We start from the raw sequence: 25,814 nt of genomic DNA on the forward strand, positions 1-25,814 counted from the left end.
CTCCCTAAATAATCTACCTACGGCTGTGAATTCCGTACTGTGAAGGCCAAATGAACAACACACAGAAGTTTAGTGAACCACCTTATCACTCCCAAATAGCCTGAAGCTCAGGCACTAGCTATGAACTACTGTACCCAATAAGTCAACACAACAGGCAAAATAAAAATGCTCATAATAGTTGAGAGGAAAATAATACCGGATATCTTCGGGGTATCTTGGGGGCGATAAATAGATATCCAGAGGTAAGTACTAACAGCGCATGGCATAAGGGATTGCAGAATAAGCACCCCTCGCATAGCACCCGTAAAGTTAAACAGATTTATCAAAATAAGCGCGACGGCGCCACCGAGAATTATGTGCCCAATAGCAAAGACCAATCCAATCTTAGTATCACCCAGCTTAATTTGGGCCAAGCTATGTCCGAGGGTCAACAACATTAGAGGGGTTGCCATACCGCCCAAAATATTAAGAGATGACATAACGGGCTTTGGTAAACTTATATTGAAAATCAATGCGACTATAGAAAAAACCACACTGTAAATTGCTGGGCTAAGCATAATTTCCTTGGCCGACCAGCTACCCGATGTTACTCCAGGAGCAACCACAAAGAAAAAAATCATTCCCACAACAACAAAAGCAATTCCGTATAGAACTCCCGCATGTCCAAATGCTAACGCACATACTGCGAGGCCGATATTGCCTACATTGTTCATACTTAGACAAGAAAAGTAAGTACGTATATTTTGCCTAAATAAAGATAAGAATAGAAGGGCTAGCACTGACATCAACGAGTACATCAGGAAGGCGGCCAACAGCATCCATAGAAATCTACCCAATACTATCTGCTGGCCCAGCATATGATCCAATATCAGCGCCGGATAACCAATATGGGCCATTAATTTGGATACCATTTTGGAATTTAATTCTTGCTTACTTGCTGCAAACAGGTATCCAATAAGAACGCAGATAAATACGGGAATAATAACTTCAAATACGTTTTCAAATAGGGTTCTCATCGAACATCAAACTCCCTCTGCCCTACTTCTCAGCACTGCGTAACAAGCACCCCTTTAATACGTTGACAGCCCCACCAGAACACACAAAAAAAATCGATAATATATTTACCTTCTAATATCCCACAGAATTAAGCAGGCAAAATTGCGATGTTCTGACAGATTTTCAAGTCAGAAACTGCAACCATAAAAAATGCCTATAAATTCAACTGCAACTCCTTAAGGTTTAAGGTCGGAGTGATCCATATTTCAGCATCAAAGGCAGCAAAAAATTTTTCATTATAGGTCATCAGCTGATCTTGACAGTTCTCTTCAAAAATAAAAATTGCTGCACGCTTTCCTTGCTCCAAAAAGAAGTAGGAAGCCTCAGGATTGGCTGAGGCGATAAAATCATTCATCGCCACAGACATACTATCATCAGCAATGGACTTGTTGCCGGCCTTTGCCGGTATCAGGATTTTCATTAATAAGCGCATTTTGATCCTAGCAGTTGTCGAGGTTGCAGGATCAAAACATAGTCTTTTCACTGTCCAGCTGCGCTGTATTAAGCGACAATTCTCGGAGTATATCAGTGGTAATTTACAACCGATATTCAGTAAGTAGCCATTTCCTTCTTGCCAATAGTATTACTACCTGAAGGCGTCATCGAATCTCTACAACATTCCCCAGGGAAGGGAAAACATGACTTAGGTAGTCACCAAGTCACTGGGATCGCTCCCTTTCTTTGGCTTACGCTCAGTCCACTTAATCCATTTTAAGTCCTCTACCATAGTTGTATAGATGACCGGCACCAAAAATAGTGTTCCAAAAGTGGCCAAGATAAGGCCGCCAATTTGCGCAAAACATAATGGCCGCCAGAGGGGGCCTCCGTGAATAGCTAAGGGAATCAAGGCGAAGGTAGTCGCCGCAATAGTGATTAAAATAGGGCGCAGTCTAAGAATACCTGCATCAAGTAATGCCTGACGAAGCGAATCTCCTGCAGTATGACGCATCTCAATAAAATCAAATAGGACAATAATATGACTGACAATGACGCCTATTAGACTCACTATCCCTAAAAACGCCATAAATCCAAATGGCTGACCAGATATAAACAACGCTACTAGTGCACCCACCATACCTAATGGAACCGTGGCGAACACTACCAGAGGCTTTATCAAACTACTAAATTGGAATACCAAAGCAAGGTATATTGCACTGGAGGAAACAGCCATGATCATTAGTAATTGCAAGAATCCATGACGAGTACTGGCTGCATCTCCAGATATCTGCAATTGATATCCAGCAGGCAAAGAATTTGAGAGTTCTTTTAACTCTTTTTGAACACCAGACATAATATCTGATGAAATGAACCCGGAATATGGAAATGCATAAACAGTAATCGTTCGAAACTTTTCCAATCTATATATTCTTTCTGTCGAAAAGAGAATGGAAGTGGTTGCCACTTGTCGCAATGGAATATGAATATCGCTATCAGATGCGAATACATATAGATTATTGACATCCTCCAACTGTCCACGCTCCGCCAATCGAAGCTGGGCAACAATAGGTATTTCCTTATCTCCCTGACGCAAGGTATCCACTGTAGACCCAGTAAAACCTGAAGACGATGCCAGAGCGATATCAGCATTGGTTACGCCCGACATCTCAGCTCGATCTTCTAGCACATTCATATTCATTACTAGACTTTTTCCTGCCCAATCAGCGCGAACCACACGAGCATAAGGAGATTTCTCAATAATTTCTTTAACTTTTGCAGCATATTCTCGCAGAAGTGCTATATCCTTCTCCTCCTCCAAAGACCCAACAGCAACTCGCCCAGAAACTCTTATCTCAACAGGGTGATCAACAGTACTTGTTTGTAGCTGGCGAACATCTAACTCCGCTCCAGGGATTCGTTCAGAAAGAGCAGCCTGGATAATTGGAACTAGAATAGGTGTCAGATACTTATCACTTAATCGAACGATAATCTGCCCATAATTGGATTGCTTTTGTTGAGGATTAGAGGTGTACCAAAAACGTGGCGCCCCACCACCTAAAGTGCTGCTAATCCCCTCCAATATGGGTCCATCACTATTTTTTACATACTCCCGCTGATACTCTTCGATAGTTTCTCTAATTATTTCCTCTGCGACCTTTGCTACATTATCCGTTGCATCAATACTCGCATCATTTTGCAACCAGACATCAACATAAAATAAATACTGAACATCAGCGGGAAAGAATGCATTCCTCAACTGGCTTTTTATAACAACACCCAATACAAGGATGCCTAAAGCAATTAATATAACAATCTTTCTGTTACTTATAGCCCAATCTGCTGTTCGGTAGTAGTGCCCGGTAAGCCCCTCTTTCCGCCGCACCTCCAAGCTGCGCTCCGTTTGGTCCGGCGGGCGTAATAACGTATTCCCAAGAAAAGGGATAAATGTCATGGAAACAATGCGGGATGCAACCAAAGCACAAACCATCACAATAGGAAGACTATGCAGAAAATCCCCCTGGTTACCCGTTAGCAATAAAAACGGCAAATACGCAACAATATTTGTCAATGTCGCAAAGAAAATCGCCTTAGCCAGCAAAGTTGGGCCCAACCAAGCAGCAATAATAGAGGGTTTACCGGATGCCATTTGTCGTTTAATCGCGTCACTCGCAACTACTGGATCATCTACCAAAAGGCCCAGAGCTATTATTAACGCAGCAATTGACACCTGTTGAATATCAATCCCCAGCAGTTGCATAAATCCAAAGGTCATTGTCAGTGTTACTGGTATAGATATCATTAACAGTACAGCAGATCTCCAATCTGAAAACCCGATAAACGCAATTATCACCACTAAAATAATTGCCTCTATCAAAGCTTCTAGAAAGAGGCTTACACTCTCTCGCACTTGACGCGGCTGATCAGAAACTCTTTCAATAATAAGGTCTTTTGGTAAATCAACCTTAACCTTTTCCAAGACTGTGCTTACATTGCGACCAAGCTCGCCTATTTGTTTGCCATCCAACATCTGCACAGAGAGATTTATGCTGCGGCTACGCTGCCACTCTCCATTTTCATCTTTATTTACATAGTAATTTAACAGGGGCGGTGGTGCTTGATACCCCATAATAATATCGACAATTCCTCGCAAATACACCGGCGTTCCTGTATCACTCAAAGCTACCGGGACATTGGCAATTTCTTCATGGTTATTAAATTCACCACTGGGCATAATCGCGATACCCAAATCATCCGAAATAATGGTGCCGCCGGGAATAGTTGTATTGCGGGAATTTAGAATAGGGGCAATCATATCCGGTCGCAGCCCATAGGAGGCCAACCTCTCCTGCGAATACAGCAGCTTCACTTCTTGGGTGAGTACGCCAGTTCTTAACACCCTTTTCACTTCAGGAATGGCTCTTATATTTGCTGCAATAAGATCAGAGAAATCATCAAGTTGACGATAGCTATATTTCGCACCTGCCACTTTCATTAAATTGTCACGAGTATTGGCCAGGTTACGAACTACGAAAGGGTCCCAAGCATCGGGAAAAAAGCGCTGGGCACTTAGCCTATCGGATAGGTAGAGCTTTGTAGCCGCTAGTATTTCACTGTTACTTTTATCAGATAAAAAATCCACCCCAAGGTAGCCAGCCCCATTTAATACTTCAAAATTCGTTCCGTATCCTTGGGCCTCCAGCCAGTTAGCAAAAATCCATAGGCCTGTAGCAGAGTACGTATCTGCTAAAGACAAAGGAAGGGCAACAACAATACTCACCCGTCCCTTACTATTTGACTCTTGCCCTCGAACCTCTGAAATACCTTCCCTAATATCCTCCGCACGCAATGTAATTTCAGTTGGCCCTGCACGGGGACTAGCAACACTGAGTAATATAGCTGCAGTATCACCAAACTCCGAGTTCAGAGAAATTTTGCTAGCTCCAGATGGTAATTGCTGCTGAGCATCAATCAGCTTCAGATTTAGATCATTAAATGCCTTGGTGACATCGGTTTTCGGTGCTAACTGCGCTTGTACTATAGAGACACCATTTAATGTAAGGGACTTTATTGCAAAGGTCCGTGAATCCGGCTCGTGGAGATATTCACTCTGCGCTATCGCCTCTTCAACTTTTCGAGTTACCAACTCTTCAACTCTTACTGCAGATTGTCCACGCCAATGAGTTGTTGCTACAGCAATACGCACAGGAATATCTGGATCTTTGCTTTTCGGCATAAAGAGATATGCAACTACCCCCCATACCAGGATAGTGACCAGCAATGCAGCGGAAATACTCGGGTTGTCTACAAAAAAACGTGCAGTATTGAAACGGTGGTGACTTTCCGCCTCAATAATTTCTGCCTGTCTTTTTTCTTCCTGATCTGTCATTCCCTAGCCCTCAAGGCACGACAATTATAGCTTCCCCATCTCTGAGCTGGGCAGCACCAGTTGATACAACCTCCTCGCCCTCAGTTAACCCCTGGATAATGACAATATCATTGCCAACCACTTGCCCCGGGAGCACTTTTCTTAGTTTTGCTCGCAATAATTCCTTGTCTCTTTCCAGCACAAATACAGCGAATCCTTTAGATTTACCAGGATGAGCTACTAAACATGAGAGCGGTATGACGACCCTATCTGGAGGTATCGGTATTTTATCCAGCGCCAAAGACATAATCATTCCTACCCGTAATTGCGCTTTTGGATTGTCAACAGTGACCGTAATTGCGAAAACTCTGGTGCGGGGATCAGCCATGGGCGAAACTTCAGTGATCATGCCCTTGAATGTAAGGTCTGGTAAAGACTCTGTACGCAATGACACCACACTGCCCAGTGGAGCATAACTCAACACGATGTCCGGTACGGAAAATACAACCTTAACGCGGGAAATATCAGCCACAACGAAGCCAACCGACTGCGAGTGAACCAATGTGCCCACCTCTATGTTACGCTGCAGGATAATTCCAGTCAGCGGAGAGCGCAGTACGGTATCTCGTAACTCTTCCTCTGCCCTGTCCAAATGGGCCTTACTGCCAACTACTGCCGCCTGCGCAATTTCATACTCTTCCCTGGCTGAATCATAATCAGGCGCGGTAATACTAGCAGTGGCAAAAAGCGCAGTTGCCCGTTTGTAATTGAGGTCAGCTTTACGCCTCTCTGCTTCTGCTTTACTCACATTTGCAGCGGATTCCACCACGCGATCTCTATATTGCTCGTCATCAATCTTCGCCAATACTTCATGGCGTTTAACGTAATCCCCTCCTTGCAGCAAACGAGTCTGCCCGAGTGCCTTTCGCGAGGGTATTACACGTACATAGCCCTCTGTACGAAATGCTACATCAACTTGCGTATAAGGATTGACGACTGCAGAGTAGGGATAACCAGCTGCAGCGTCTTGCGAACGGGCAACAAAAACTTCCACCGGTGTGGGCTTTCTCTCCGGTGGTTGGCGGTGGCAACCACCAACCACCACAAATATAGCGATAATACAGAGGCTGATAACGCGCATTTATCACACCTCCCCCACCGACCTTTCATATTCAGCCAGGGTTCCCCATACAGACAGTACCGCGCGGTTGTAGTCGCTATTCGCACGAAAAAGCTGTTTTTCCGCCTCCAGGACATCACTCAGAACGGCAGCTTGCTCACGGTAGCGATTTGTCATTACCCGCACTTTCTCCCTATAAGCTGCCTGTAATTCCCGCGCAACCCCCACAGACTCCTGAGAAGTACGCAAGCGACGCAAACTCTCACGAACCTCTATTTCTATTCGATTTCGAACCTCCTCAGACTTCTTTTCCGCTTCAAGAATTTTATTGGCACGACTGGACAGTTCATCCCGTTTCCGCCCCCAATCAAAAAACTCCCAACGCATTTCCAAAGCAATAAAAGCTTCGGCATCGGGTATCAACCTGACGTCATAGAGCTTTAGATATTCAATATTCAAATCGATATCGGGGATGTATTCAGACTTCTTCACATCGTAACTATATTCAGCCCGTTCAATCGACAGCTCTGATTCAGCGAGATCTGGACGCTGCTCAAAGGCAAGCCCTAAAGAGGTTTCGACATCGAACGCTAAATGATGAGGGTTTGGAAGGCTCTGAATATTGAAGGGGGTCTCAACATCCCGGGCCATCAACGCATTGAGACGCTCCTTCGCTGTCGCCATCTCATCGGTAAGGCGCTGGCGCTCCAGCCTGCGCTGGGCCAGGCGTGCTCGCACATCCAAAAGTTCATACTCGAGGGCAACTTGTTGTGCAACATAATTCCCTACAAGTTCACTCAATGAGGTAAGGAAGATAATGGCTTCATCCACGGCCTGTAAATCACCAAGGATTCTGCCAATTTCAAAATACTGGATCTTGGTGAGGTAGCCTATATCCTGCTGCACCAAGCGAACCTTTTCCTCCGCCATTTCAGTGACAACATACCCCTCACAAATCTCTAGCTCTATTGTGTATAGCTGTGTGATAGGTTGGGTCGCGCTGACAGAGAAGGTCTTGGTCACACCTTCCTCTGATGTGATCTCTATATCCCTAGGAGGGATAGGGCCTATCGGAGAATTCTGCACAAAAACGCCACGATCAAAGGTGTACCTCTGGCGTGTTAAGTTATCGATTATCCCTGCATTCATTTCCAGCCGGGGATAGCGCTTTGTTTTTAATGCCTCGACGTCATCCCAAACCTCATTAACTTCAAGCGCAGCCGCCTGAACCCGTAAATTAGCTGTCACTGCCAAATCGACGGCATCTTCCAGGGTCAAAACCGGCTCGCTGGCATAGCTCCAGGCTCCGCCGCCAGTCAGCAGTATTGCGAGCGCGCACTCGAACAACGGCCACCTCTATTTCCAGCAACAATTTAAATCTGCTCACTGCGCAAATAAATTTAGGATCGAGTAAGTATATCTGTTGACAGCCACTGCCCGGACTGCTGACCCCAGACTGGCGGATTCCTATTTGTCCCCTTGGACAATATTCACATTTTTAATAACTCAATAAATTTATATTCCAACGACTCGCGACTAGAAATTCATTTTTGAAAACACCAGCACCTTTTAGAGCGGACAGCCCCCTCCCATCAGTTTTCCGAACAGAAACTGTGTAGACGCCATTAAGAAGCATCACCTGTCGCGATCCTTTAGCTAGGCTAGTTAATGGCGGCAATCAAAACCGTATTTCTTTGGTTCCGTGGAAAACCCTATGGCGGTGAAGTTTATTCCTCTATTGATTCTCGCGGTTTGCACTATCGCCGTGGCTGGGGTGTTGAGCTTATTGGTTTATTTTGACCTGGATGATCAGATTATTGAGCTGATGCAGTGGCTCAATGAGCAGGGCTGGCAGACAAGTTTGCTATTTATCTTAATTGTGGCCGCAGCAATCGTCTTTTTACTCCCTGGCGTCATTTTTACCATGGGGGCGGGGTTCGTATTTGGCGTTATAAAAGGAACTCTACTGGTTATTGCCGGCACCGTACTCGGGGCAACCCTCGCATTTCTTATTGCCCGCTACCTTCTCGGCGAGAAGCCCTCTCGGTGGGTTATGTCTCATATCAAGCCCGCGACTGTTGGTGAAGTAATTCGTCGCGAGGGCTGGCAAATGATTATGTTGACCCGACTGGTTCCCCTATTTCCCTTCAAGTTGTCGAACTACTTCTTTGGACTGACTCCAGTTCGACTGCGTGACTTTGTGATCGGAAATTTCCTTGGAATTATCCCTCTTACATTGCACAACGTTTACATCGGCTCCATCGCAGCAGATCTCACCTCCCTGGGCAAGGTTGAGGAGCGCACTCCAATTCAGTGGGGATTTTATATTGCCGGATTCGCCCTGGCCGTCATCGCACTAATCGGGCTCACCCGAATGGCTCGCCGTGCATTGAAAAGAATTATTAAAGAAGAGGATCTCTGATGCCTTGGATGAAATGGCTACCTTGGCGCTTCTTCGTACGCCGCTTTGCCACCGCTCACGGTTTCCTTGATCCACTCACATTGATGGCGCATCTACAGCGCTTTGCCGAGCCTTCAGAGGTGAGTGAGCCCATCGAGCTGCTACGCGCAGGAGCGGTATTCCACGCTCGAGCACTGATCAACAGTAAAGTCATACAACACAACCTGGACTGGGTGTGGCCCTACTGGATTCAGCGCCAGTTCGATCCCTATGACAAGTCGTTTATCCCCCGGGCTTTTTCCATTAGCCACTGTAATTTGAGCCATCGCAACTGGACTGCTGTAGGTATACCCGACTGCGAAGAATTGCCGATTGTCGACCCCCGAGGCCTGCTTACACCCCACTACGATGGTTGGTCTATCGATGTCTGGGTCATCAGTGATAGCGGTGAAGAGCTAATGCCTTCCACCCTCGGCTTCTGCAACCAGCACCAGGAACTGGGAGATGATATTGCAATAGTTACCGAATCCCATCGTCGGGGTCTGAAGTTGCACAATAGGGCCTCAGTGAGCCTGCTCCAAGGCCACCCCCGCAGTGTGCTTGAACTCAATGCCCAGTGCCCGGGAGGCGGCTGGTTAATGGTGGTCTTGCGCCCCTGCAATCCGGAGGGCGTCAGCTTTGTTCACAAGGTTCGCCTGGGCGATAGCGGGCGCAATTGGCTTATTGAAGACAAGTCTGCAGTGGAGTTCAGTCAACCGGTGGACAAACACCTGGCATCCAATTACAAGCGTGGCGATATCTACCTCCATCTCCGAGACAAAGAGAGCAATCGCGAGGGGCTCTGCGATATTGGCATGGCCTCCGCTGCTGCTATGTTTCGTATCGAAGACCGAAAATCCCGCAAGATTGAGGTTGCTATTCCCCTGGTCACAGAGGAGAGTAAGCAGCGCTCTCCCCTTTGCTGGGAACACGTGCTGGAAGGTCACTGCGCCCTGACCGTTCCCGACGAAAAGTTTCAGTTTCTCTACGACTCAGCAATACGCACCCTTATTCTCCATTCTCCCAAAGATGTCTACCCAGGCCCTTACACGTATAAACGGTTTTGGTTTCGGGACGCGGCATTTATGATTCAATCGCTGCTTTATGCCGGACTGACAAACCGCGCAGAAAGAGCTCTGGAGCAATTTCCCCACCGGCAAAAGCGGGATGGTTTTTTTCACTCCCAGGACGGCGAATGGGACTCCAATGGTGAAGCCCTTTGGATCTTCAATCTCTATTGTGAATTAACCGGTAAACCCTTAAAGCAGCCGTGGTGCGAGCCTGTCGTCAGGGGTGCCAAATGGATTATCAACAAGCGCCTGCCGAATGATGGCAGCCCCTGTGGGGGCCTGCTCCCTGCGGGATTCAGTGCAGAACACCTGGGGCCCAACGACTGCTACTACTGGGACGACTTCTGGGGCGTCGCCGGTCTGCAGAGTGCCGCCAGTATTTGCACGCGCGAAGGTATGGATGACAACGCCCACCGCTTCAATACCGCTGCCAGCGACTTCCAGCGCACTATCGATCAAAGCTTGCAGGATGCGCAGGACCGCCTGGGCCGCCCCGCGATGCCAGCCTCACCAAACCGGCGCCTGGATGCCGGTGCCGTAGGGTCAATCGCCGCAGGCTATCCCTTGCAACTCTACCCACCAGAGGACCCGAGGTTGGTAGACCTGGCGGAATACCTGATGGAAAAGTGCTTTGTGAGCGGCGGGTTTTTCCAGGACATGATCCATTCCGGCATTAACGCCTACCTCACTCTCCACATTGCCCAGGTATTGCTTCGCGCTGGAGATGCCCGCTGTATTGACCTTATGCGCAGTGTGGCAGAACTGGCATCGCCAACAGGGCAATGGCCGGAAGCCATCCACCCCCATTCTCTCGGCGGATGCATGGGGGATGGACAGCACGCCTGGGCAGCGGCTGAGTGGGTGGCGATGCAACGCAATTGCTTTGTCCGCGAAGAGCAGGACGCTCTGGTTCTCATCTCCGGGCTACCCCCCGAGTGGCTCAAAGGTACTGACTCAGATCAGCCCATCCGCTTTGGGCCCGCGCCAACCCGGTTTGGCTCGGTCACCCTGGAGATTCAACCAGGCTCCACGCCAACGGTCTCTTGGGCTGCCGATTGGCATGGGAAGCCCCCACCTATCGCCATTAAGGCCATCGGCTTCCGGCCAGTGCTGATCACCGACGAATCACAGAGTGTGGAGTTGAGCCCCAAGTGAATATCGTGATGCTCACCAACACCTACTTGCCTCACGTGGGCGGCGTTGCGCACTCCGTCGCCGCGTTTAGTGAGGAATATCGCAAACGTGGGCACAAAGTACTGGTGATCGCACCTGAGTTCCCGCAAAAGTCTGACGATGAAGAACATGTTCTGAGAATTCACTCAATCCAGAACTTTAATGGCACCGACTTTTCCATGGCGCTGCCATTTTCAGGGGTTTTGAATGATGCGCTGGATAAATTCCGTCCGGATATCCTCCATGCCCACCACCCTTTTCTCCTGGGGCTGACTGCCCTACGTATTTCGCGAGAGCGCGAGCTACCGCTCGTTTTTACCCATCACACATTGTACGAGCACTACACCCACAATTTGATGGGAGATTCACAAGCACTCAAACGCTTTGTAATGGAAGTTGCCACCCGCTTCGCCAATAAAGCAAATCTGGTCTTAGCCCCAAGCCTGAGTATTGTGAGACTTCTCCGGGAGCGAGGGGTACAAACTCCAATCGCGGAAGTCCCTACGGGAGTGCACCCAGAGCAATACGCCCATGGAAAAGGAAATAAGCTCAGGAAAAAACTGAAAATACCCGCATCAGCATTCTTGTTGGGACACTTGGGCCGCTTTGGGAAGGAAAAAAACTTGGTTTTTCTTTGTCAGGCCGTCGCCAAATTTTTACAGGAGTATCCATCCGCACACTTTCTTCTCGCTGGCAGCGGCCCATTGGAAGATCAGCTCCAGCAGTTTTTTACCGACAAAAAATTAATGCAACGTGTACATATGCCAGGGAAAGTCATTGGCGATGCCCGCCGGGATGTCTACAGCGCGATGGACACCTTTCTATTTACTTCCACTACTGAAACCCAAGGTCTAGTGCTGTCTGAGGCAATGGCCTCTGGAGTTCCCGTGATCGCCCTGGAAGCCAATGGATCGAGAGATATATTGAAGCAAGGTATTAACGGCTGCCTGGTAACCAAAGAATCGCTGAATGATTTTGTGGCGGCGATACGTTGGTTCCACAACCTGCCTGATGACCGCCGCCAGCAGATGATCAGGGAAGCCAGAATTACGGCCCAGGACTTTTCCATGAATAGCTGTGCCCAGCGTGCACTGGATCTCTATCAACCCCTCGTGCACTACAACTGGCCGCTCGATAACTCTATTTATGCGCGATGTATACGCACTGGAAAATTAATCACCATACAGTGGGAGATTTTCGAGGGCTTCACAGAAGCCGCAGGCGCAGCCTTGAATCAACCACCCAAGCGTTAGTCCAGAAACCATGTTAAGCCGTATCGGACTATCAATCAGACGCTGGCGCCGCCGACTCAGTCGCAGCGAGTGGATTACTCGCTTACTCGGACTATCCACCAACCCAAACAGCCCCCATGCCCCAGGGCTAATTTTGATCCAGATTGACGGACTGGCCTACCCCGAACTTCTCAAAGCACTGGCCCGAGGGCGAATGCCGTTTCTGAAGCGGCTAATTAGAAAAGAACACTATCGCCTGGAGCATATGTATCCGGGAGTCCCCTCGACAACTCCTGCGGTGCAAGCCGAACTTTTTTATGGAGTGCGCCAGGCCGTACCTGCATTTGGCTTCCTCGTCCACGAAACGCAAAAACTCGGACGCATGTACGATCCTGAGGTTGCCGCCCTGGTCGAAAAAAGAATTAAGACTCAACACCGCGATCCTCTGTTGCGAGGGGGCAGCTGTTATCTCAGCCTATTTAAAGCCGGAACAAAAACCGGTGAAGCGCACTTCTGCCCCGCCGACCAGGGATGGGGCCCGGCCCTACGCGAAGCCAGCCCGATGGCAATCGCCATCCTGATTGTCACCAATATTTGGAGCCTTGTTCGCACCACTGCATTAATTTTGATTGAACTGGTTCTATCCCTGATTGATTGCGTACGCGGGATTATCGCCGGCCAAAACCTGATTAAGGAGTTGTTGTTTATCCCCACACGGGTAGGCATCACCATTCTCACTAGAGAGCTGTGCACCATGGGGGTAAAAGTTGATATCACCCGCGGCCTGCCGATTATTTATATCAACCTGCTCGGTTACGATGAGCAATCACACCGGCGCGGGCCAAAGTCAGCATTCGCGCACTGGGTGCTAAAAGGCATAGATAGTGCGATAGCCAAAATCTGGAAGGCTGCACACAGCTCCGAACGGCGGCACTACGATGTGTGGATTTTTTCAGACCACGGCCAGGAACAAACAGTGGCCTATGAAGAGGTCAACGGGCGCAGTCTTGGCGATGCCCTCTCGGAAGCTCTATCCAATTTACCTTCAGCGCCGAAGATCAAATCTACCACCATCCCCAAAAAGGTCCGTTTCGAGCGAGCTCGACTGTTCGGCAGTGAGTGGATGGACAAAAGCAGCATCGAAGAGGAATCCACGCAAGAGGGCGATAGAACGCCTACTGCCATAGCGGCCCTGGGCCCAATCGCCATGCTGTACAACATTGATCTGAACGGTACCAGCCGGGCAGATGCCGCCAAAAGGATGGTGGAGCAAGCCAAAGTGCCCCTAGTACTCTACCTGGAAGACCCATCCTCCCCCGCTTCCTCACCAGTGCATGGGTGGTGGAAAGATGGCCCCATCAAGCTTCCTGAAGACGGCCGCAAATTGATGGGGGACGAACACCCCTACCCGGTTGAAGCCTCAGAGGATATGGCCAGCCTGTGCCGGCACCCAGACTCTGGCGACTTTATGATGTACGGCTGGTGTGCCGGTATGCGGCAACCCATGACTTTCGCCATGGAAAATGGCAGTCACGGCGGCTCAGGCCCCAATGAGACCCATGCCTTCGCCCTGATGCCAGAGGATATCCAGCCCCCAGACCCCAGTCGGGGCTACTGGCGCCCGCAGGATCTGCGCTCCACAGCCCGCGCCTACCTCCGTGGCGCCCGCCCCATGAAGGTAGATAACCACAGGATGCCAAAAACTGTTTTGCGCATCATGACCTACAACGTTCACAGTTGCCGAGGGCTGGATGGCAAGCTCTCCCCACAGCGAATTGCCCGGGTAATTGCCCGCTATCGCCCGGATGTGGTGGCATTACAAGAACTGGATGTCATGCGCAAACGCACCGGAGGCCTCGACCAGGCCGAAAGACTTGCTCGTCTACTGGCAATGGACCTGCACTTCCAGCCCACTATAAATATGAAAGAGGAGCGCTACGGTGATGCGATCCTCACCCATCTCCCCGCCCGGCTCATCAAGAAAGGGATTTTGCCCGGCCCTCCCTCCGGCAAAGGGGGGCTTTTTAACCCTGCTGCAGACGAACCTCGCGGAGCTGTTTGGGTGGAAATCGAGGCCAATGGCAAACCTATCCAGATTATCAACACCCACCTGGGGCTATCCCGTGCAGAGCGGCTGCGTCAGGTAGATGCCCTTCTCGGCCCCGAATGGCTTAGCAATCCCCGCTGCACCGGAGAGCGAGTGCTGCTGGGAGACTTCAACGCGCTACCCAACTCTGCCGAGTGCAAGCGACTCGGAGGCTATCTCAGGGATGCCCAGGAACAGGCGCCCCGCCACAACCCCAAAGGGACCTTCCTCAAGGTCCGTATCGATCACATGTTCCTAAGTGCGGGACTCAATGTGAAGCGGGTACGGGTGCCCAGGACATCGCTGACCCGCCAAGCCTCAGATCACCTGCCATTGATCGTGGATATCGACCTACCCATCAAGGGTGGAAAGTAATCGATCTCGGTTTATCGAGCCCCACACTCTTCGCACCCTCCAACCCGAGCGATAACACTTGAAAAATGCCCCACAGCCCCCACAATAAGCGGAGAATATTTGAATAAATCCTTTAAAAATATAGGGTTTTTGTGAATTCATAGAGACTGGCAGACGGACGCTAAAAGGGTTTTCCCGACTTGAAGGTCCCCACTGCGAGCTATATGATTCTTCTATCACTTAATAGCAGGAGTCGCTAAATGCAACCGCAAGCTTATACTCAAACCCGCGCACTGGATCGCTCGGAATCGGCGAAGGTGTTGCGCAATACCTATGCCCTACTGGCAATGACCGTTCTCTTCAGTGCCATTACCGCCGGTATTTCCATGTCTATTGGCATGGGTCGTGGCATGAGCCTGGTCTGCTCCCTCGGAGCCCTGGCCCTCATCTGGTTCGTATTACCGCGCACAGCAAACTCCGCCGCAGGCGTTGGTGTTGTATTCGCATTTACCGGCTTGCTGGGTGCCTCCATTGGCCCATTGCTTAACCACTACCTGGGCATGGCTGGCGGCGGTCAGATCGTTATGCAAGCCCTGGGCACCACTGCCCTGATCTTCTTTGCCCTGTCTGCCTACGTACTGACTACCCGCAAAGACTTCAGCTTTATGGGCGGCTTCCTGGCCGTTGGCTTGATCGCAGTACTGGTATGTTTCCTGGGCGTTATCATCGCTGGCTTCTTCGGCATCCACATGCCGCTGTTTAGCGTGGCCCTGAGCGGCGTTGTTGCCCTGCTGATGTCTGGCTTCATCCTGTACGACACCAGCCGCATCATCAATGGTGGCGAGACCAACTACCTGATGGCAACCGCCTCCCTGTACCTGAACATCTTCAACCTGTTCACCAGCCTGCTGCACATCCTTGGATTCGCATCCTCTGACGACTAAGCATAAGCATCAGCTTTGTTGAGCAAGTCACAATGCCCCGCACCGCGGGGCATTTTACTATTTGGCCCCCTATGAAGTTTTCCCTAGCCATCTACTCAGCCCCCCACAGCACCCAGTCTTCATCCAGTGCACTCCGGTTTGCCAAAGCCCTTCTAGAGCAAGGCCACGAAATTTATCGAGTGTTTTTCTACTGCGACGGCGTGCAAAACAGCAATGCCATTGCCGCACCTCCCCAGGACGAAACTGATCTGACTTCAGAGTGGCAGGCACTGGGCCACCAGCACCAATTGGACCTGGTAGTTTGTATTGCCGCTGCCCAACGTCGCGGCGTGCTGAATCAGAGAGAGGCCGAGCGTCTGGAAAGACCCGCCGCCAACTTGGCAGAGGGTTTTGAGCTGGCTGGCCTCGGCCAACTCACCGACGCTGTCGCCAATTCCGATCGCCTGATTACCTTTGGAGGTTGAGCATTGAGCACTAAATCATTGGCCCTATGCCGCACCGCCCCCTACGGCAATGCCCTGGCGCGGGAAGGTATCGAAGCTGTACTGGCAGCGGCGGCGATGGAACAGGACATGGACCTGCTATTTCTCGGCGATGGGGTATTCCAGTTGCTGGACCAACAATCACCTGCGGATATCGGCCAGAAAAGCCTGCGACGCAATTTGCAGGCTCTGCCGATGTTTGGCATTGAGCAGTTTTTCGTTTGTGAGAAAAGCCTCGCTGAACGCAATATCAGCCTGGAGCAGATCCAGGTTGCCGGCGCAGAGACTAAAGCCGTAAAAGACACCGGCTCACTGATCGCCGCCTACCCCACCGTATTGAGCTTCTGATATGACTTTGCATATTGTCAGTAAATCCCCTTATACCAGCAGCGCCCTTAAGGAATGCCTGGGTGCTTTTGCTCAGGACGACTCGCTCCTGCTTATTGAAGATGGTGTCTATGCGCTGAGGCATGAGGCTCTGGAAACAGTGCCAAGTACCCAAATTTTCTGCCTTGAAGCAGACGCTACTGCCCGAGGCCATCAGCAACTTGCAGTAAACATGGATAGAGTGGAAATGATCGATGATGCGCGCTGGGTACAGCTCTGTACCGAGCATCAACCCATAGTCAGCTGGTTTCGGTAACAAAAAATGAGCAACCTAGTAGTCAATGGCCAGGAAATCCCTTTGGACAAAGAGGGTTACCTGCGCAAGCTCAGCGACTGGAGCCGGGACGCCGCCCTTCAGTTAGCCAGTGCTGAGGGTATCGAGTTAACCGAGGAACACTGGCAAGTTATTGAGCTGTTACAAGAATTCTACCGTGAATTTGAACTCTCCCCCGCTATGCGCCCGCTGGTGAAATATGTTGGCCAGCATCTCGGCGCAGAAAAGGGCCGCAGTATTTACTTGATGCAGCTCTTCCCCCCAAGCCCAGCTAAAGTGGCCAGTAAAATTGCCGGCTTACCTAAGCCAACCAACTGCTTGTAGTCCCCTCACTACACTTGGCCAGGTAAGCTAGAAACAACCTGGCCGGCAGACCGCCTAAGTGAACTTAATCTAACCAACCTATAAGGCCAGCTCTCTTTCTTGAGTTATTTGCCCCTTGGGCTCAAATCCATATGTGCTGCAAACAACGCCCATGACTCAGGGTCCCAGCAGTTTGCTAAACCTAACCGGGCAGAGGGCTTCCAACTCCAACCTTTTGCCGATTTAGCTCGGCGCACGGGGTGTCCAAATCGTGTACCCCTAAAGCTCCAACAAACTCATATCCTCCACGTTAACTGTTGCCCCACAAAGTACCAAAGCCTCACGAAAAACTTCAAGATCGCGGTGAAATCCGGTTGGGCCTTCAGCGTGGCAGCGTAGCCGATTACCCTGCTGTTCAAATTCATAAAAAGTAGGACGACTATAGTTACACCAGTCGTCCAGCACTTTATCCATTAAAGCCAGGGAGTCTGGGTTAAGAGCTTCCAACCGCTCTTCGAGGTAAGCGCCCAGCTGTCCATCACACAAACCTTGAATTAAAACTATCCAGTCTGACAATCGGGCCTGTGGGACATTAATATCAATAGCAAATTGATTGTCACTCATACTCAGCAACCACCTCTTGCCAGATTTTTTTAATACTAGGATCTACTGGGTTATTAGCGATATGATTATAAAAACGTTTTAAAAAATCTATTTGCTGTGATTGATCATCCAATATGACTTTCGGGTTAAAATCAAAATAATTAATCAAGAAGCGTCTTATAAAATATATACAATACTCAACAGCCTTTGAATCGGAATTGTTGAGGTCACCAAGAGCATCCAAACAAGAAAAAAAGTAGTCTAGGCGCTCCATCAGGAGAGTTGGATAACCCTTACGCAAGTAACTCCCTATACATCCACACATTCGATCAAATAAATCATAAGGGTCAACATCCAACTCTACTACCTTCTGCTCTCTACCGATAGGGACCCGGCTTTTAACCAACGAACGGAAATATTTAGAGTGAAAATAATCGAAGAATCTTAGCCGTGACTCCTGACCCTAAAAAAATTTTTCATAATCACTTGTTAAACTATCGTAAAAATATCGTTCAAAAGCCTCAGGCTTCACTCTTTCATCCATAAAAGCAAAATCCCAGCCCTCTGCATTTTGTAGTGGAAAGTACAAAACAATAGATCCACCACGAGCCAAGTCAAAATCTTCACACACTCCTGTTAAGAAAGCATTTTTTATTTTAAAAACCCTATCTCGGCGGTTGTCCTCTTTTAAAAATGCTTCAATGGGCTTCCAACGTTCTAAACGTTGAGATAACCACTGAGGGTCTTTTGTAAATTCTCACCAAATTCTGGACATCCATCAAAGAAGAAGTATAAACCGCCAACACCATTGACAAAAGAGTGTAAACCTACAAAATACTGGACATCCATCCAGTAAATACGCGCACAACCAATGACTCTACCGCGGAGCAACCAGATATCTCTTGACGCAACACCCTATTATCACTGCGTATCCCGCTGTGTACGGCGAGCATTCCTTTGTGGTCGGGATATTGTATCTGGGAAAGATTATGATTATCGACGTGAGTGGATCGAAAACCGTATGCATAAGTTGGCTGAAGTTTTTGCCCTGGACCTTGCCGCCTATGCAGTAATGAGCAATCACTACCATGTGGTACTCTACATTGACAAAAAATCTGCCGATAAGTGGTCTCTTTTCGAGGTGATTACTCGCTGGCAAAAAATATTCAAGGCCTCTAATTTGGCCCAGCGCTATCTAAACGGCGATGCTCTTGATTCCTGCGAGCTTAAGGCACTAGAAGGTATCGTTTCGATATGGCGAGAACGCTTAATGGATATCAGCTGGTTTATGCGCTGCTTAAATGAAGCTATCGCTCGCCAGGCCAATGCTGAAGACAAGTGTACAGGCCGCTTTTGGGAGGGCCGGTTTAAGTCCCAGGCTTTGCTGGACGAAAGAGCCCTCGCCGCTTGTATGGCCTATGTAGACCTCAACCCTATCCGTGCCAATATCGCCAAGACTCCTGAAGATTCTGATCACACATCGATTCAACAACGTATTCGTGCAGCAATCTCAGGTGAGCAGCACAAAAGTTTGCTGCCGCTTGTGGGTGACGAGCGTCAAAATATGCCAAAGGGTTTACCCTTTCAGTTAGATCACTATCTGGAGCTAGTCGATTGGAGCGGGCGGCATCTAGACCCTAGAAAGCGCGGAGCCATCGCCGAAAATATCCCACCCATCCTCGAACGGCTGGGAATTTCATCTGAACACTGGCTTTATCTCAATCGAAACTTTGAAAGCCGCTTTAAAGCTTTGATAGGGTCTGCTGAGGCCGTACGAAGCGCTTGCAATCAGCTGAATAAACGCTGGGTACACGGCATAAATGATTGTCGACACTACCTTTCTGCAACACCCTGCTAGTCCCCTCCGATTCTCTCGATACTGTTTTCCATGCTTACCCATAACCGCAGTTTTTCTAAGGCCAGCATTGATCTTCAGCACTTCATCTCAACTTAACTAGCAAACAGAAAGAAACAGATACTGGGGCTAGCGCTAGCAACACTGTTAACGCCTTTCTCCAATCTATGGGTGTCCTAAATTGATTCTTAATCTATGGGTGTCCTAAATTGATTCCCTCCAATCTATGGGTGTCCTAAATTGATTTTCCAAAGCACTGGCTTTATCTCAGTCGTAATTTTGAAAGCCGCTTTAAGGGCTTGGTAGGGTCAGCTGAGGCCGTAAGACACGCTTGTAGGCGACTCAATAAACGTTGGGTACATGGCATAAGAGACTGTCGGTGCTACCTTTCTGCAACACCCTGCTAACTCCCCTCCACTCTCTCGATACTCCACTCTGTCGATACTATTTTCCACTTTATCTAAAACCGCAGTTAGTCTAAGCCCAAGCATAACTCTTCAGCACTTCACATCTACTTAACTAGCAAACAGAAAGAAACAGATACTGGGACTAGCCCTAACAACACTGTTAACGCCTTTCGCCAATCTATGGATGTCCAAAATTAATGAAGAGTGTCCGGAACTGTGTGATACTTTCCCTAGTCTATGGGTGTCCAGAATAATACTCCAAGAATTGCCACAGCTACGATTTAGGATGATTTATATGGGACAGCCCCAACTAGAATCTGGGCATGAATTACTACTGGTCTTTTACTTATACTTCCATTAACCTATAGTCACTCTGGATAATTCGCATTATATGCAAGCAACTCTTGAAATCCAACATTGAAAACGAACAGCCACTCAGTTATTAGGTACACAGCGAGATTAATCGCCCTCCCTCTTCTTACAGCAAAATTAATTTTTCTTGCTGCAATTTCAAATATTAGCAATAATATTATCGGATTTTACAGCTTCATCATCCTTCTTATTATCCCTCTATTAATTTCCACACCTAAAACAATATATAGCAGCTTTAATTATGTTTTAAAATCGCGCAAAACATCTAAGAATAAACTATTCCAGCACTGGATAAGCTTAAGCCTATTAATTATACTGCTTACATGTACCGTACATTTCAGAGCTAGCCTATTAGGTTTTGATCTCTACATAGTCAAAGCAAATTCGATGCTCCCAACACTAAAATCAAATGACGTTATACTAGTAGATACACGGAAAAACACAATTAAAAAAATAGAACCGGGGGATATTATTTTATTCAGAGCTCCTATGCGTCCAGGCACAATTTATATCAAACGAGTAGTAGGCCTTCCAGGTGAGAGACTTTTCGTCTCCCCCAATAAAGTCGAACCTACGTCCGGGAGTAAAAATAAATACCAACCCACTATAACTGTTAACACTAAAAACTACTTCGTGACAGGTGACAACTTAAAGCAAAGTCGTGATAGCCGGCATTTTGGCACCATCAAAGAAAACCTAATAATTGGAAAATCCAAGTTCATTATAATTAACTATTCATCGCCTTTTAAATCGCTATTTAATAGATTTGCAATACCACTTCATTAAAAATAGCCATTTACACTTAGCTCAACTCAACATCAATAGAAAATTGGTAGTCTTGTCCCGCACCAGGGTACATTGCCATTTGGGCAAAATTTTCGCTCAAATTATCTGCCCAAGCTCTTAATTTTTCCTCTGCACCAGAGGGTAAGGCGTCCCTATCCACAACAACTTTAATCTTACCTTTATGGGATTTATCTGGGGTCATTAAAGGAACTCCCGAAGGTTCACCATAGGTATAGGCATATTCTGCTATTAAAACTGCGCCTAGTCGCCTTAGGTCATCTATAGAATTACAACTAATTGTAACTAAGTAGACCCTTTCACCTAATGAATCTTCCGTGACAAGCAATGAACTAGCCAGTTGTTTTTCAGTGTCAATACGACCACCAAAACAATCCTTTTCTACAACAAGTAATCCACTCCTAGCAAATTTTAATGTTGGATGATCCAATCGTAACTGGATACAAATATTCTCATCAGTCTCATAAGGGAGGCCAGCCAAACAAAATTTACAATCATTAGGTAGCTTTCCAATTGATATTAGCCTATTGGCAGCCAAACTATATCTATACAGTATTCGCGTTTTATTTGAACCGACTAAAATATCATTTCCATTTGGAAAAACAATTATCTCATTACCCAGCCCCAACTCTATTGACTGTATAAACTCTCCGGTTATTCCATTCAAGACAATGATATTGCCATTAAGAACCAAGAAATATTTATCCCCTTCCATAAAGGAAAATTCTGGCTCACCCTGATAAGTATATTCCCACACCACTTCGCCTCTATTGCGCGACAAAGCTATTACCTGACCTATATCTTCACCATATACTAACCCTCTATTAACAACCACTAGGTCATCAATGAAATACAGCCCAGACAACTTTCCAACATTTAAAGTTCTATAATCTCGATTAGAAAATAGGTCGACCGACCATTTCATTTCAAGCTTCAAATCAAAAGCTAATAAGCACCCCCCCTCGGTTGTAAAAATAATATTGCCATCTGTTGAAGCACCTATATACCCCCCCTTTATTTTCAAGCAGTCGTCATCTTCCAAATTCAAGACTGCAAGGTATTTTTCCCTCCAAGACCTGTAAATAACACCCGCATACAGACCTTTAATAGATATTGGATTATGAACTAGCAATTCATTTTTAAGGTCTACTTTCCCATCTTGAAGAAGATGAATTTCGCCTGATTTTGACTTAACTATAATTTCATCTTCAACATAGCTCCAATTATCTAAGGTTGCCGTGGAATTTATATACTGAACAGAGTGCCCACAAACCTCATATATTGCAAAACAGTCCTCGGCAAGAAATGAGGAACCTTTTTTAAAGAACTTACCAAGATCTCCGTAAAACCAAAATATATTCATATTTACCAAAACTATGTCAGTCTACAACCTTAAAAAATTCATCGCCATTACGACGCATTGAATCACTAAGAACTTTCATGAAATCCCCCCAGGCTTTTTCATCTCCGGCCTTAACGTCAAGAACTTTACTGAAATATGCTCTATTTTTATCAACACCATCAAGAACATCATCAATCATTTTATTGACACCACCAAGGGAGTCAACAGCTTCCTTCTTAACATACCATTGAACTCCATGAAAAGCTTCAATCCCTAAATCTTCGCGCTTTGTTGTAAATAAGATTATATCTTTATAGATTTGACTTCCCGGCTTGCTCAACTGATTAGCCATCCATTTCCCGGTGCCTATTGTTCCACCATCTTTCAGATAAATTGTACGGCCCCATCCTTTCAGCTCAATATACTTAACCTTTCCATTCACATCTTTGGACTTAAAAACCAAATCAACTTCTCGGGTTCCCGATTTGCCAGTAGCAATTGTCACTCCTGTCGCATCATTGATATCAATTTTCTTTTCAATTGCCACAACTGATAGACCAAGCTCCTGTGCTTTAGCAATTTGCTCAAACATCATGGCTGCAGCTTTCGCTGTTGAAGGACTTATTGAGAGATATCCAAAAGGGCCTTGTGTGCTAGCTAATGTACGCGACAATTCTACCGAATCGTCTGCTTCATCAAATAGTTTTTTCCAGTTAATACGCTGCACCGAATTAAACAAATCTGCTCGGGCAGCATTACTTCCAAGTTTTTCAGCAGCAGCTACCATTGCTGCTGTTGCTCCCGACACTTCATCGGCTCCTTGAGGACCGTATTTCACGGCCATCACCAAGGCCTTCATGGCTTCTTCTCTATTCTCAATATTGCCCAGTTTAGCGTTACTCAAACCTCGCTCTAACGCCGTAATCGCACTAGCAAATAAACCTGACATTTCCTCTGCAGAAATATCATTTCGCTTACCAAACTCAATTGTCTCGCGTGCCAAGTCTTCAAAAAGCTTAATAAAACTTTTAGTCGGGGCTGCATGGGCAACCTTCAGAAATGAATATTGATCTGCAAATGCAACCTGCTCACCAGACTCAACAACTAATCTCTGAATGTAGCTAAGCACGTACTCAAAATTATCAGGTGTAATCGCATTTTGGAAAAAATTAATCATTTCATCTCCCATAAGGGAGAACGCGATATAAACCTCCAAGAAAGAAACGGTTGTTTCTAAAGACACCTTGTCACTGTTATTCTTTAGGCCGTTATAGACTTTTGTTAGGTGTGGCCCAAGAGCTTTCATCATGGGCGAACTTGCATCATATACCTTTGTTGCTATTTTTCCTGCAGCAACTAGGCCGTCGATCACAGTAACTATAACGCCTGGCACCCCTCCGGCCAGGTAACCACCAGCAGCCCCCAAAGAGGTTAAAATTCCAATATTTGAGAGAATATGAGTTACTTGATTGTAGTCAGCGGAACCTGTCAATTGATATATTTGCTGTAATCCGGCATCGCGAACATCACCTAATAGCAGTAAGCCCGCAGCTAATTCTCCTGCTTTAAATGCGATACTGTCACCACCTACACCCAATAGGAACCCAAGTGCAAAGTCACCTTGTAATTTATTGGCATAATCAATAGCACTCGCAGTCTTTAGCAAAAGCTCACGGGGTGTATTATCTAATGTCACTCCACCTTCAGTAACTTGATCAGGAATGAGCATATCTGGAATAGAGATAGGAACATCCCAAAACACATCTGGTTCATGAAGTTCAGCGAAAGCAAAGTCAATTAATTGCGACTGGGATGCTTCAGCCACTACACTGGATGCCACCCTATTGCGTAGTACTCCCATTTGAGCGGTCGATTTAACTAAAACTTGAGCCTGGCTATCCGATCCAATTGTTACAGCCTTTCTTGTACTCCCATCATTAAATGTCATTAATATTGGAGCTGTCCAATCAAAGAACCTAAAATGCCACTCTGTTAACGCCTTTCTCCAATCTATGGGTGTCCTAAATTAATTTCGAAAGAAACAGATACTGGGACTAGCGCTAGCAACACTGTTAACGCCTTTCTCCAATCTATGGGTGTCCTATATGATATCCATTTCTTAAAACTAAGAGCGTCCGGAATTGCGTGATACTTTCCTCTAATCTATGGGTGTCCAGAAAAATTACCAAATCCGTAACCGACAGAAAACCTTAATAAGAGGAAACTGCCGGCTTTAAAGCGTTTCCTCTAATTGATGGGTGTCCAGAATCCATTCTTCTCATAAAATAATTCGCTATTTATGGGCGGGCACTAACTAACGTTTCCAGGGATCTTCAGGATGAATATCTCCTGCCTTAACTCTAGACCAAATGGTTTTAATCTCTTCAACAAACTCACGCTCATCCAGTATCTTACGTATCTTGTGGGCAAAGCGACTGCGACAAGTATCACCTTCTTTAACAGTATCAAAGTTGTGGATGCGCCAAAAGCCTTTCTCTATACTAGGAAGCCCCCTTAAATCATAATCACTTGGCGATACAAAGAAATCACTTTCTTTTACAGATTCGTACCACCAATTAAGTGGCTCATCATACTGAAAGAGAAAACCTTCTCCCACTGGCAGCAAGTCTTCAATAGCAAGCCAAGCTCCCATAGTCGCAACGGTCTGTAGTCGCTCTTTGGGCATTGTATATATTTGCTTTCTCCCTAACAACGTCTCACTGGCCAGTTCATATTCAGTAATGTTTCTATCGCCCATCATCACATCAAACAATAACTCCCCTTTTCCTTCAATATATGGAAATCTAACTTCTCTCATATGGCGATAAGGACACGCAGGAATATTAATCTGAGAATCGAGAAAGTTACCAAATCCCACTCTAATATCAGAAAGCGTAACTTGATCAGAAGCCATATAGGAGTTTCGTAGTTCAGTTAGAACCTTATTATCCCATGAGGGGTGAAGCCAGAGCATCATAAATAAGTCTAAGTGACGTGACGCATCATCCCAATATTTATAGGCTTTCCAATTTGGCATTTTCCCCCTAAAGTAAAAATCCTTTATTGGATTACGATTCTTCTTTTTAGGCTTGTAAGCCTGAATCATAAACTCAATGACTGGCCAATACTTCTCACGACTGGCAACCCACTCTGGGTTATCACGTCGCCAATAAGAAGTATCGATTTTTATTAAATCAGCTGCCATAT

22 protein-coding genes are annotated in these 25,814 nt (G+C 47.0%); 11 read left to right on the forward strand and 11 right to left on the reverse strand.

Features of this window, described 5'->3' with window-relative positions:
* Positions 1–125: 125 nt before the first annotated feature.
* The 5 genes from ACJJIZ_RS15740 to ACJJIZ_RS15760 all read right to left on the reverse strand — a co-directional run bounded on the left by ACJJIZ_RS15740 (position 126) and on the right by ACJJIZ_RS15760 (position 7,826).
* The gene (locus ACJJIZ_RS15740; protein ID WP_444914047.1) at positions 126–1,016 is read right to left on the reverse strand and encodes an AEC family transporter; all 891 of its coding nucleotides are present in this window, start codon (positions 1,014–1,016) and stop codon (positions 126–128) included.
* Between the two features lie 194 nt (positions 1,017–1,210).
* Complete coding sequence (locus tag ACJJIZ_RS15745) at positions 1,211–1,540, reverse strand: hypothetical protein (protein ID WP_444914048.1); 330 nt, start codon at positions 1,538–1,540, stop codon at positions 1,211–1,213.
* A gap of 159 nt (positions 1,541–1,699) precedes the next feature.
* Complete coding sequence (locus ACJJIZ_RS15750) at positions 1,700–5,380, reverse strand: efflux RND transporter permease subunit (RefSeq protein WP_444914049.1); 3,681 nt, start codon at positions 5,378–5,380, stop codon at positions 1,700–1,702.
* Positions 5,381–5,390: 10 nt separating this feature from the next.
* On the reverse strand, positions 5,391–6,500 hold the full coding sequence (locus ACJJIZ_RS15755; RefSeq protein ID WP_444897629.1) for an efflux RND transporter periplasmic adaptor subunit: 1,110 nt from the start codon (positions 6,498–6,500) through the stop codon (positions 5,391–5,393).
* A gap of 3 nt (positions 6,501–6,503) precedes the next feature.
* Entirely contained in the window at positions 6,504–7,826 is a 1,323-nt protein-coding gene (locus ACJJIZ_RS15760; RefSeq protein ID WP_444914050.1) for a TolC family protein, read from the reverse strand.
* Positions 7,827–8,193: 367 nt separating this feature from the next.
* Between ACJJIZ_RS15760 and ACJJIZ_RS15765 the strand changes: the two genes are divergently transcribed.
* The 9 genes from ACJJIZ_RS15765 to ACJJIZ_RS15805 all read left to right on the forward strand — a co-directional run bounded on the left by ACJJIZ_RS15765 (position 8,194) and on the right by ACJJIZ_RS15805 (position 17,245).
* A complete protein-coding gene (locus tag ACJJIZ_RS15765) occupies positions 8,194–8,901 on the forward strand; it encodes a TVP38/TMEM64 family protein (RefSeq protein ID WP_413662359.1) in 708 nt (235 codons plus the stop codon).
* On the forward strand, positions 8,901–11,144 hold the full coding sequence (locus ACJJIZ_RS15770; protein WP_444914051.1) for a glucosidase family protein: 2,244 nt from the start codon (positions 8,901–8,903) through the stop codon (positions 11,142–11,144). The genes ACJJIZ_RS15765 and ACJJIZ_RS15770 overlap by 1 nt, the downstream gene beginning before the upstream one ends.
* Positions 11,141–12,415: a glycosyltransferase gene (locus ACJJIZ_RS15775; RefSeq protein ID WP_444914052.1), complete on the forward strand. Its 1,275-nt coding sequence runs from the start codon at positions 11,141–11,143 to the stop codon at positions 12,413–12,415. The genes ACJJIZ_RS15770 and ACJJIZ_RS15775 overlap by 4 nt, the downstream gene beginning before the upstream one ends.
* A 10-nt stretch (positions 12,416–12,425) precedes the next feature.
* On the forward strand, positions 12,426–14,855 hold the full coding sequence (locus ACJJIZ_RS15780) for an endonuclease/exonuclease/phosphatase family protein (protein ID WP_444907991.1): 2,430 nt from the start codon (positions 12,426–12,428) through the stop codon (positions 14,853–14,855).
* 239 nt (positions 14,856–15,094) lie between these two features.
* Complete coding sequence (locus ACJJIZ_RS15785) at positions 15,095–15,778, forward strand: Bax inhibitor-1/YccA family protein (protein WP_444897635.1); 684 nt, start codon at positions 15,095–15,097, stop codon at positions 15,776–15,778.
* Positions 15,779–15,849: 71 nt separating this feature from the next.
* Entirely contained in the window at positions 15,850–16,242 is a 393-nt protein-coding gene (gene tusD, locus ACJJIZ_RS15790) for a sulfurtransferase complex subunit TusD (protein WP_192879334.1), read from the forward strand.
* A gap of 3 nt (positions 16,243–16,245) precedes the next feature.
* On the forward strand, positions 16,246–16,608 hold the full coding sequence (gene tusC / locus ACJJIZ_RS15795) for a sulfurtransferase complex subunit TusC (RefSeq protein ID WP_444914053.1): 363 nt from the start codon (positions 16,246–16,248) through the stop codon (positions 16,606–16,608).
* 1 nt (position 16,609) lies between these two features.
* Positions 16,610–16,903 carry a sulfurtransferase complex subunit TusB gene (tusB, locus tag ACJJIZ_RS15800; RefSeq protein ID WP_444897638.1) on the forward strand — a complete coding sequence of 98 codons (294 nt, stop codon included), beginning with the start codon at positions 16,610–16,612 and terminating at the stop codon, positions 16,901–16,903.
* Positions 16,904–16,909: 6 nt separating this feature from the next.
* Positions 16,910–17,245, forward strand: coding sequence for a TusE/DsrC/DsvC family sulfur relay protein (locus tag ACJJIZ_RS15805; protein WP_444914054.1), 336 nt, complete (start codon positions 16,910–16,912; stop codon positions 17,243–17,245).
* Between the two features lie 258 nt (positions 17,246–17,503).
* On the opposite strand, the gene ACJJIZ_RS15810 is transcribed toward ACJJIZ_RS15805, so the two are convergent.
* The 3 genes from ACJJIZ_RS15810 to ACJJIZ_RS15820 all read right to left on the reverse strand — a co-directional run bounded on the left by ACJJIZ_RS15810 (position 17,504) and on the right by ACJJIZ_RS15820 (position 18,440).
* Positions 17,504–17,848, reverse strand: a complete 345-nt coding sequence (locus ACJJIZ_RS15810) for a hypothetical protein (protein ID WP_444914055.1) — start codon at positions 17,846–17,848, stop codon at positions 17,504–17,506.
* A complete protein-coding gene (locus tag ACJJIZ_RS15815; RefSeq protein ID WP_444914056.1) occupies positions 17,841–18,185 on the reverse strand; it encodes a hypothetical protein in 345 nt (114 codons plus the stop codon). Before ACJJIZ_RS15815 ends, ACJJIZ_RS15810 begins: the two co-directional genes overlap by 8 nt.
* Positions 18,186–18,290: 105 nt before the next feature.
* Complete coding sequence (locus ACJJIZ_RS15820; protein WP_444914057.1) at positions 18,291–18,440, reverse strand: hypothetical protein; 150 nt, start codon at positions 18,438–18,440, stop codon at positions 18,291–18,293.
* Positions 18,441–18,698: 258 nt separating this feature from the next.
* Here ACJJIZ_RS15820 and ACJJIZ_RS15825 point away from each other — a divergent pair, with 258 nt between their 5' ends.
* Together ACJJIZ_RS15825 and lepB are read left to right on the forward strand one after the other, a co-directional pair.
* Positions 18,699–19,685, forward strand: a complete 987-nt coding sequence (locus ACJJIZ_RS15825) for a transposase (RefSeq protein WP_444914058.1) — start codon at positions 18,699–18,701, stop codon at positions 19,683–19,685.
* Positions 19,686–20,506: 821 nt separating this feature from the next.
* Positions 20,507–21,247 carry a signal peptidase I gene (gene lepB / locus ACJJIZ_RS15830; RefSeq protein ID WP_444914059.1) on the forward strand — a complete coding sequence of 247 codons (741 nt, stop codon included), beginning with the start codon at positions 20,507–20,509 and terminating at the stop codon, positions 21,245–21,247.
* A 16-nt stretch (positions 21,248–21,263) separates the two neighbouring features.
* Here the strand turns inward: lepB and ACJJIZ_RS15835 are convergent, their stop codons facing one another.
* The 3 genes from ACJJIZ_RS15835 to ACJJIZ_RS15845 form a co-directional block, all read right to left on the reverse strand.
* A complete protein-coding gene (locus ACJJIZ_RS15835) occupies positions 21,264–22,628 on the reverse strand; it encodes a PQQ-binding-like beta-propeller repeat protein (protein WP_444914060.1) in 1,365 nt (454 codons plus the stop codon).
* Positions 22,629–22,644: 16 nt separating this feature from the next.
* Positions 22,645–24,555 carry a hypothetical protein gene (locus ACJJIZ_RS15840; RefSeq protein WP_444914061.1) on the reverse strand — a complete coding sequence of 637 codons (1,911 nt, stop codon included), beginning with the start codon at positions 24,553–24,555 and terminating at the stop codon, positions 22,645–22,647.
* Between the two features lie 366 nt (positions 24,556–24,921).
* The gene (locus ACJJIZ_RS15845) at positions 24,922–25,812 is read right to left on the reverse strand and encodes a hypothetical protein (RefSeq protein ID WP_444914062.1); all 891 of its coding nucleotides are present in this window, start codon (positions 25,810–25,812) and stop codon (positions 24,922–24,924) included.
* Between the last annotated feature and the right edge of the window lie 2 nt (positions 25,813–25,814).

Source organism: Microbulbifer maximicatervae (SeqCode) (genome assembly GCF_052467225.1).

What these genes read in the sequence shown, in the direction of transcription:
- ACJJIZ_RS15740 (WP_444914047.1), bottom strand. Translation starts at nt 1,016, where the DNA reads ATGAGAACCCTATTTGAAAACGTATTTGAAGTTATTATTCCCGTATTT.
- ACJJIZ_RS15750 (WP_444914049.1), bottom strand. Translation starts at nt 5,380, where the DNA reads ATGACAGATCAGGAAGAAAAAAGACAGGCAGAAATTATTGAGGCGGAA.
- ACJJIZ_RS15755 (WP_444897629.1), bottom strand. Translation starts at nt 6,500, where the DNA reads ATGCGCGTTATCAGCCTCTGTATTATCGCTATATTTGTGGTGGTTGGT.
- ACJJIZ_RS15765 (WP_413662359.1), top strand. Translation starts at nt 8,194, where the DNA reads ATGGCGGTGAAGTTTATTCCTCTATTGATTCTCGCGGTTTGCACTATC.
- ACJJIZ_RS15770 (WP_444914051.1), top strand. Translation starts at nt 8,901, where the DNA reads ATGCCTTGGATGAAATGGCTACCTTGGCGCTTCTTCGTACGCCGCTTT.
- ACJJIZ_RS15780 (WP_444907991.1), top strand. Translation starts at nt 12,426, where the DNA reads ATGTTAAGCCGTATCGGACTATCAATCAGACGCTGGCGCCGCCGACTC.
- ACJJIZ_RS15785 (WP_444897635.1), top strand. Translation starts at nt 15,095, where the DNA reads ATGCAACCGCAAGCTTATACTCAAACCCGCGCACTGGATCGCTCGGAA.
- tusD (WP_192879334.1), top strand. Translation starts at nt 15,850, where the DNA reads ATGAAGTTTTCCCTAGCCATCTACTCAGCCCCCCACAGCACCCAGTCT.
- tusB (WP_444897638.1), top strand. Translation starts at nt 16,610, where the DNA reads ATGACTTTGCATATTGTCAGTAAATCCCCTTATACCAGCAGCGCCCTT.
- ACJJIZ_RS15805 (WP_444914054.1), top strand. Translation starts at nt 16,910, where the DNA reads ATGAGCAACCTAGTAGTCAATGGCCAGGAAATCCCTTTGGACAAAGAG.
- ACJJIZ_RS15810 (WP_444914055.1), bottom strand. Translation starts at nt 17,848, where the DNA reads ATGAGTGACAATCAATTTGCTATTGATATTAATGTCCCACAGGCCCGA.
- ACJJIZ_RS15825 (WP_444914058.1), top strand. Translation starts at nt 18,699, where the DNA reads ATGACTCTACCGCGGAGCAACCAGATATCTCTTGACGCAACACCCTAT.
- ACJJIZ_RS15835 (WP_444914060.1), bottom strand. Translation starts at nt 22,628, where the DNA reads ATGAATATATTTTGGTTTTACGGAGATCTTGGTAAGTTCTTTAAAAAA.
- ACJJIZ_RS15840 (WP_444914061.1), bottom strand. Translation starts at nt 24,555, where the DNA reads ATGACATTTAATGATGGGAGTACAAGAAAGGCTGTAACAATTGGATCG.
- ACJJIZ_RS15845 (WP_444914062.1), bottom strand. Translation starts at nt 25,812, where the DNA reads ATGGCAGCTGATTTAATAAAAATCGATACTTCTTATTGGCGACGTGAT.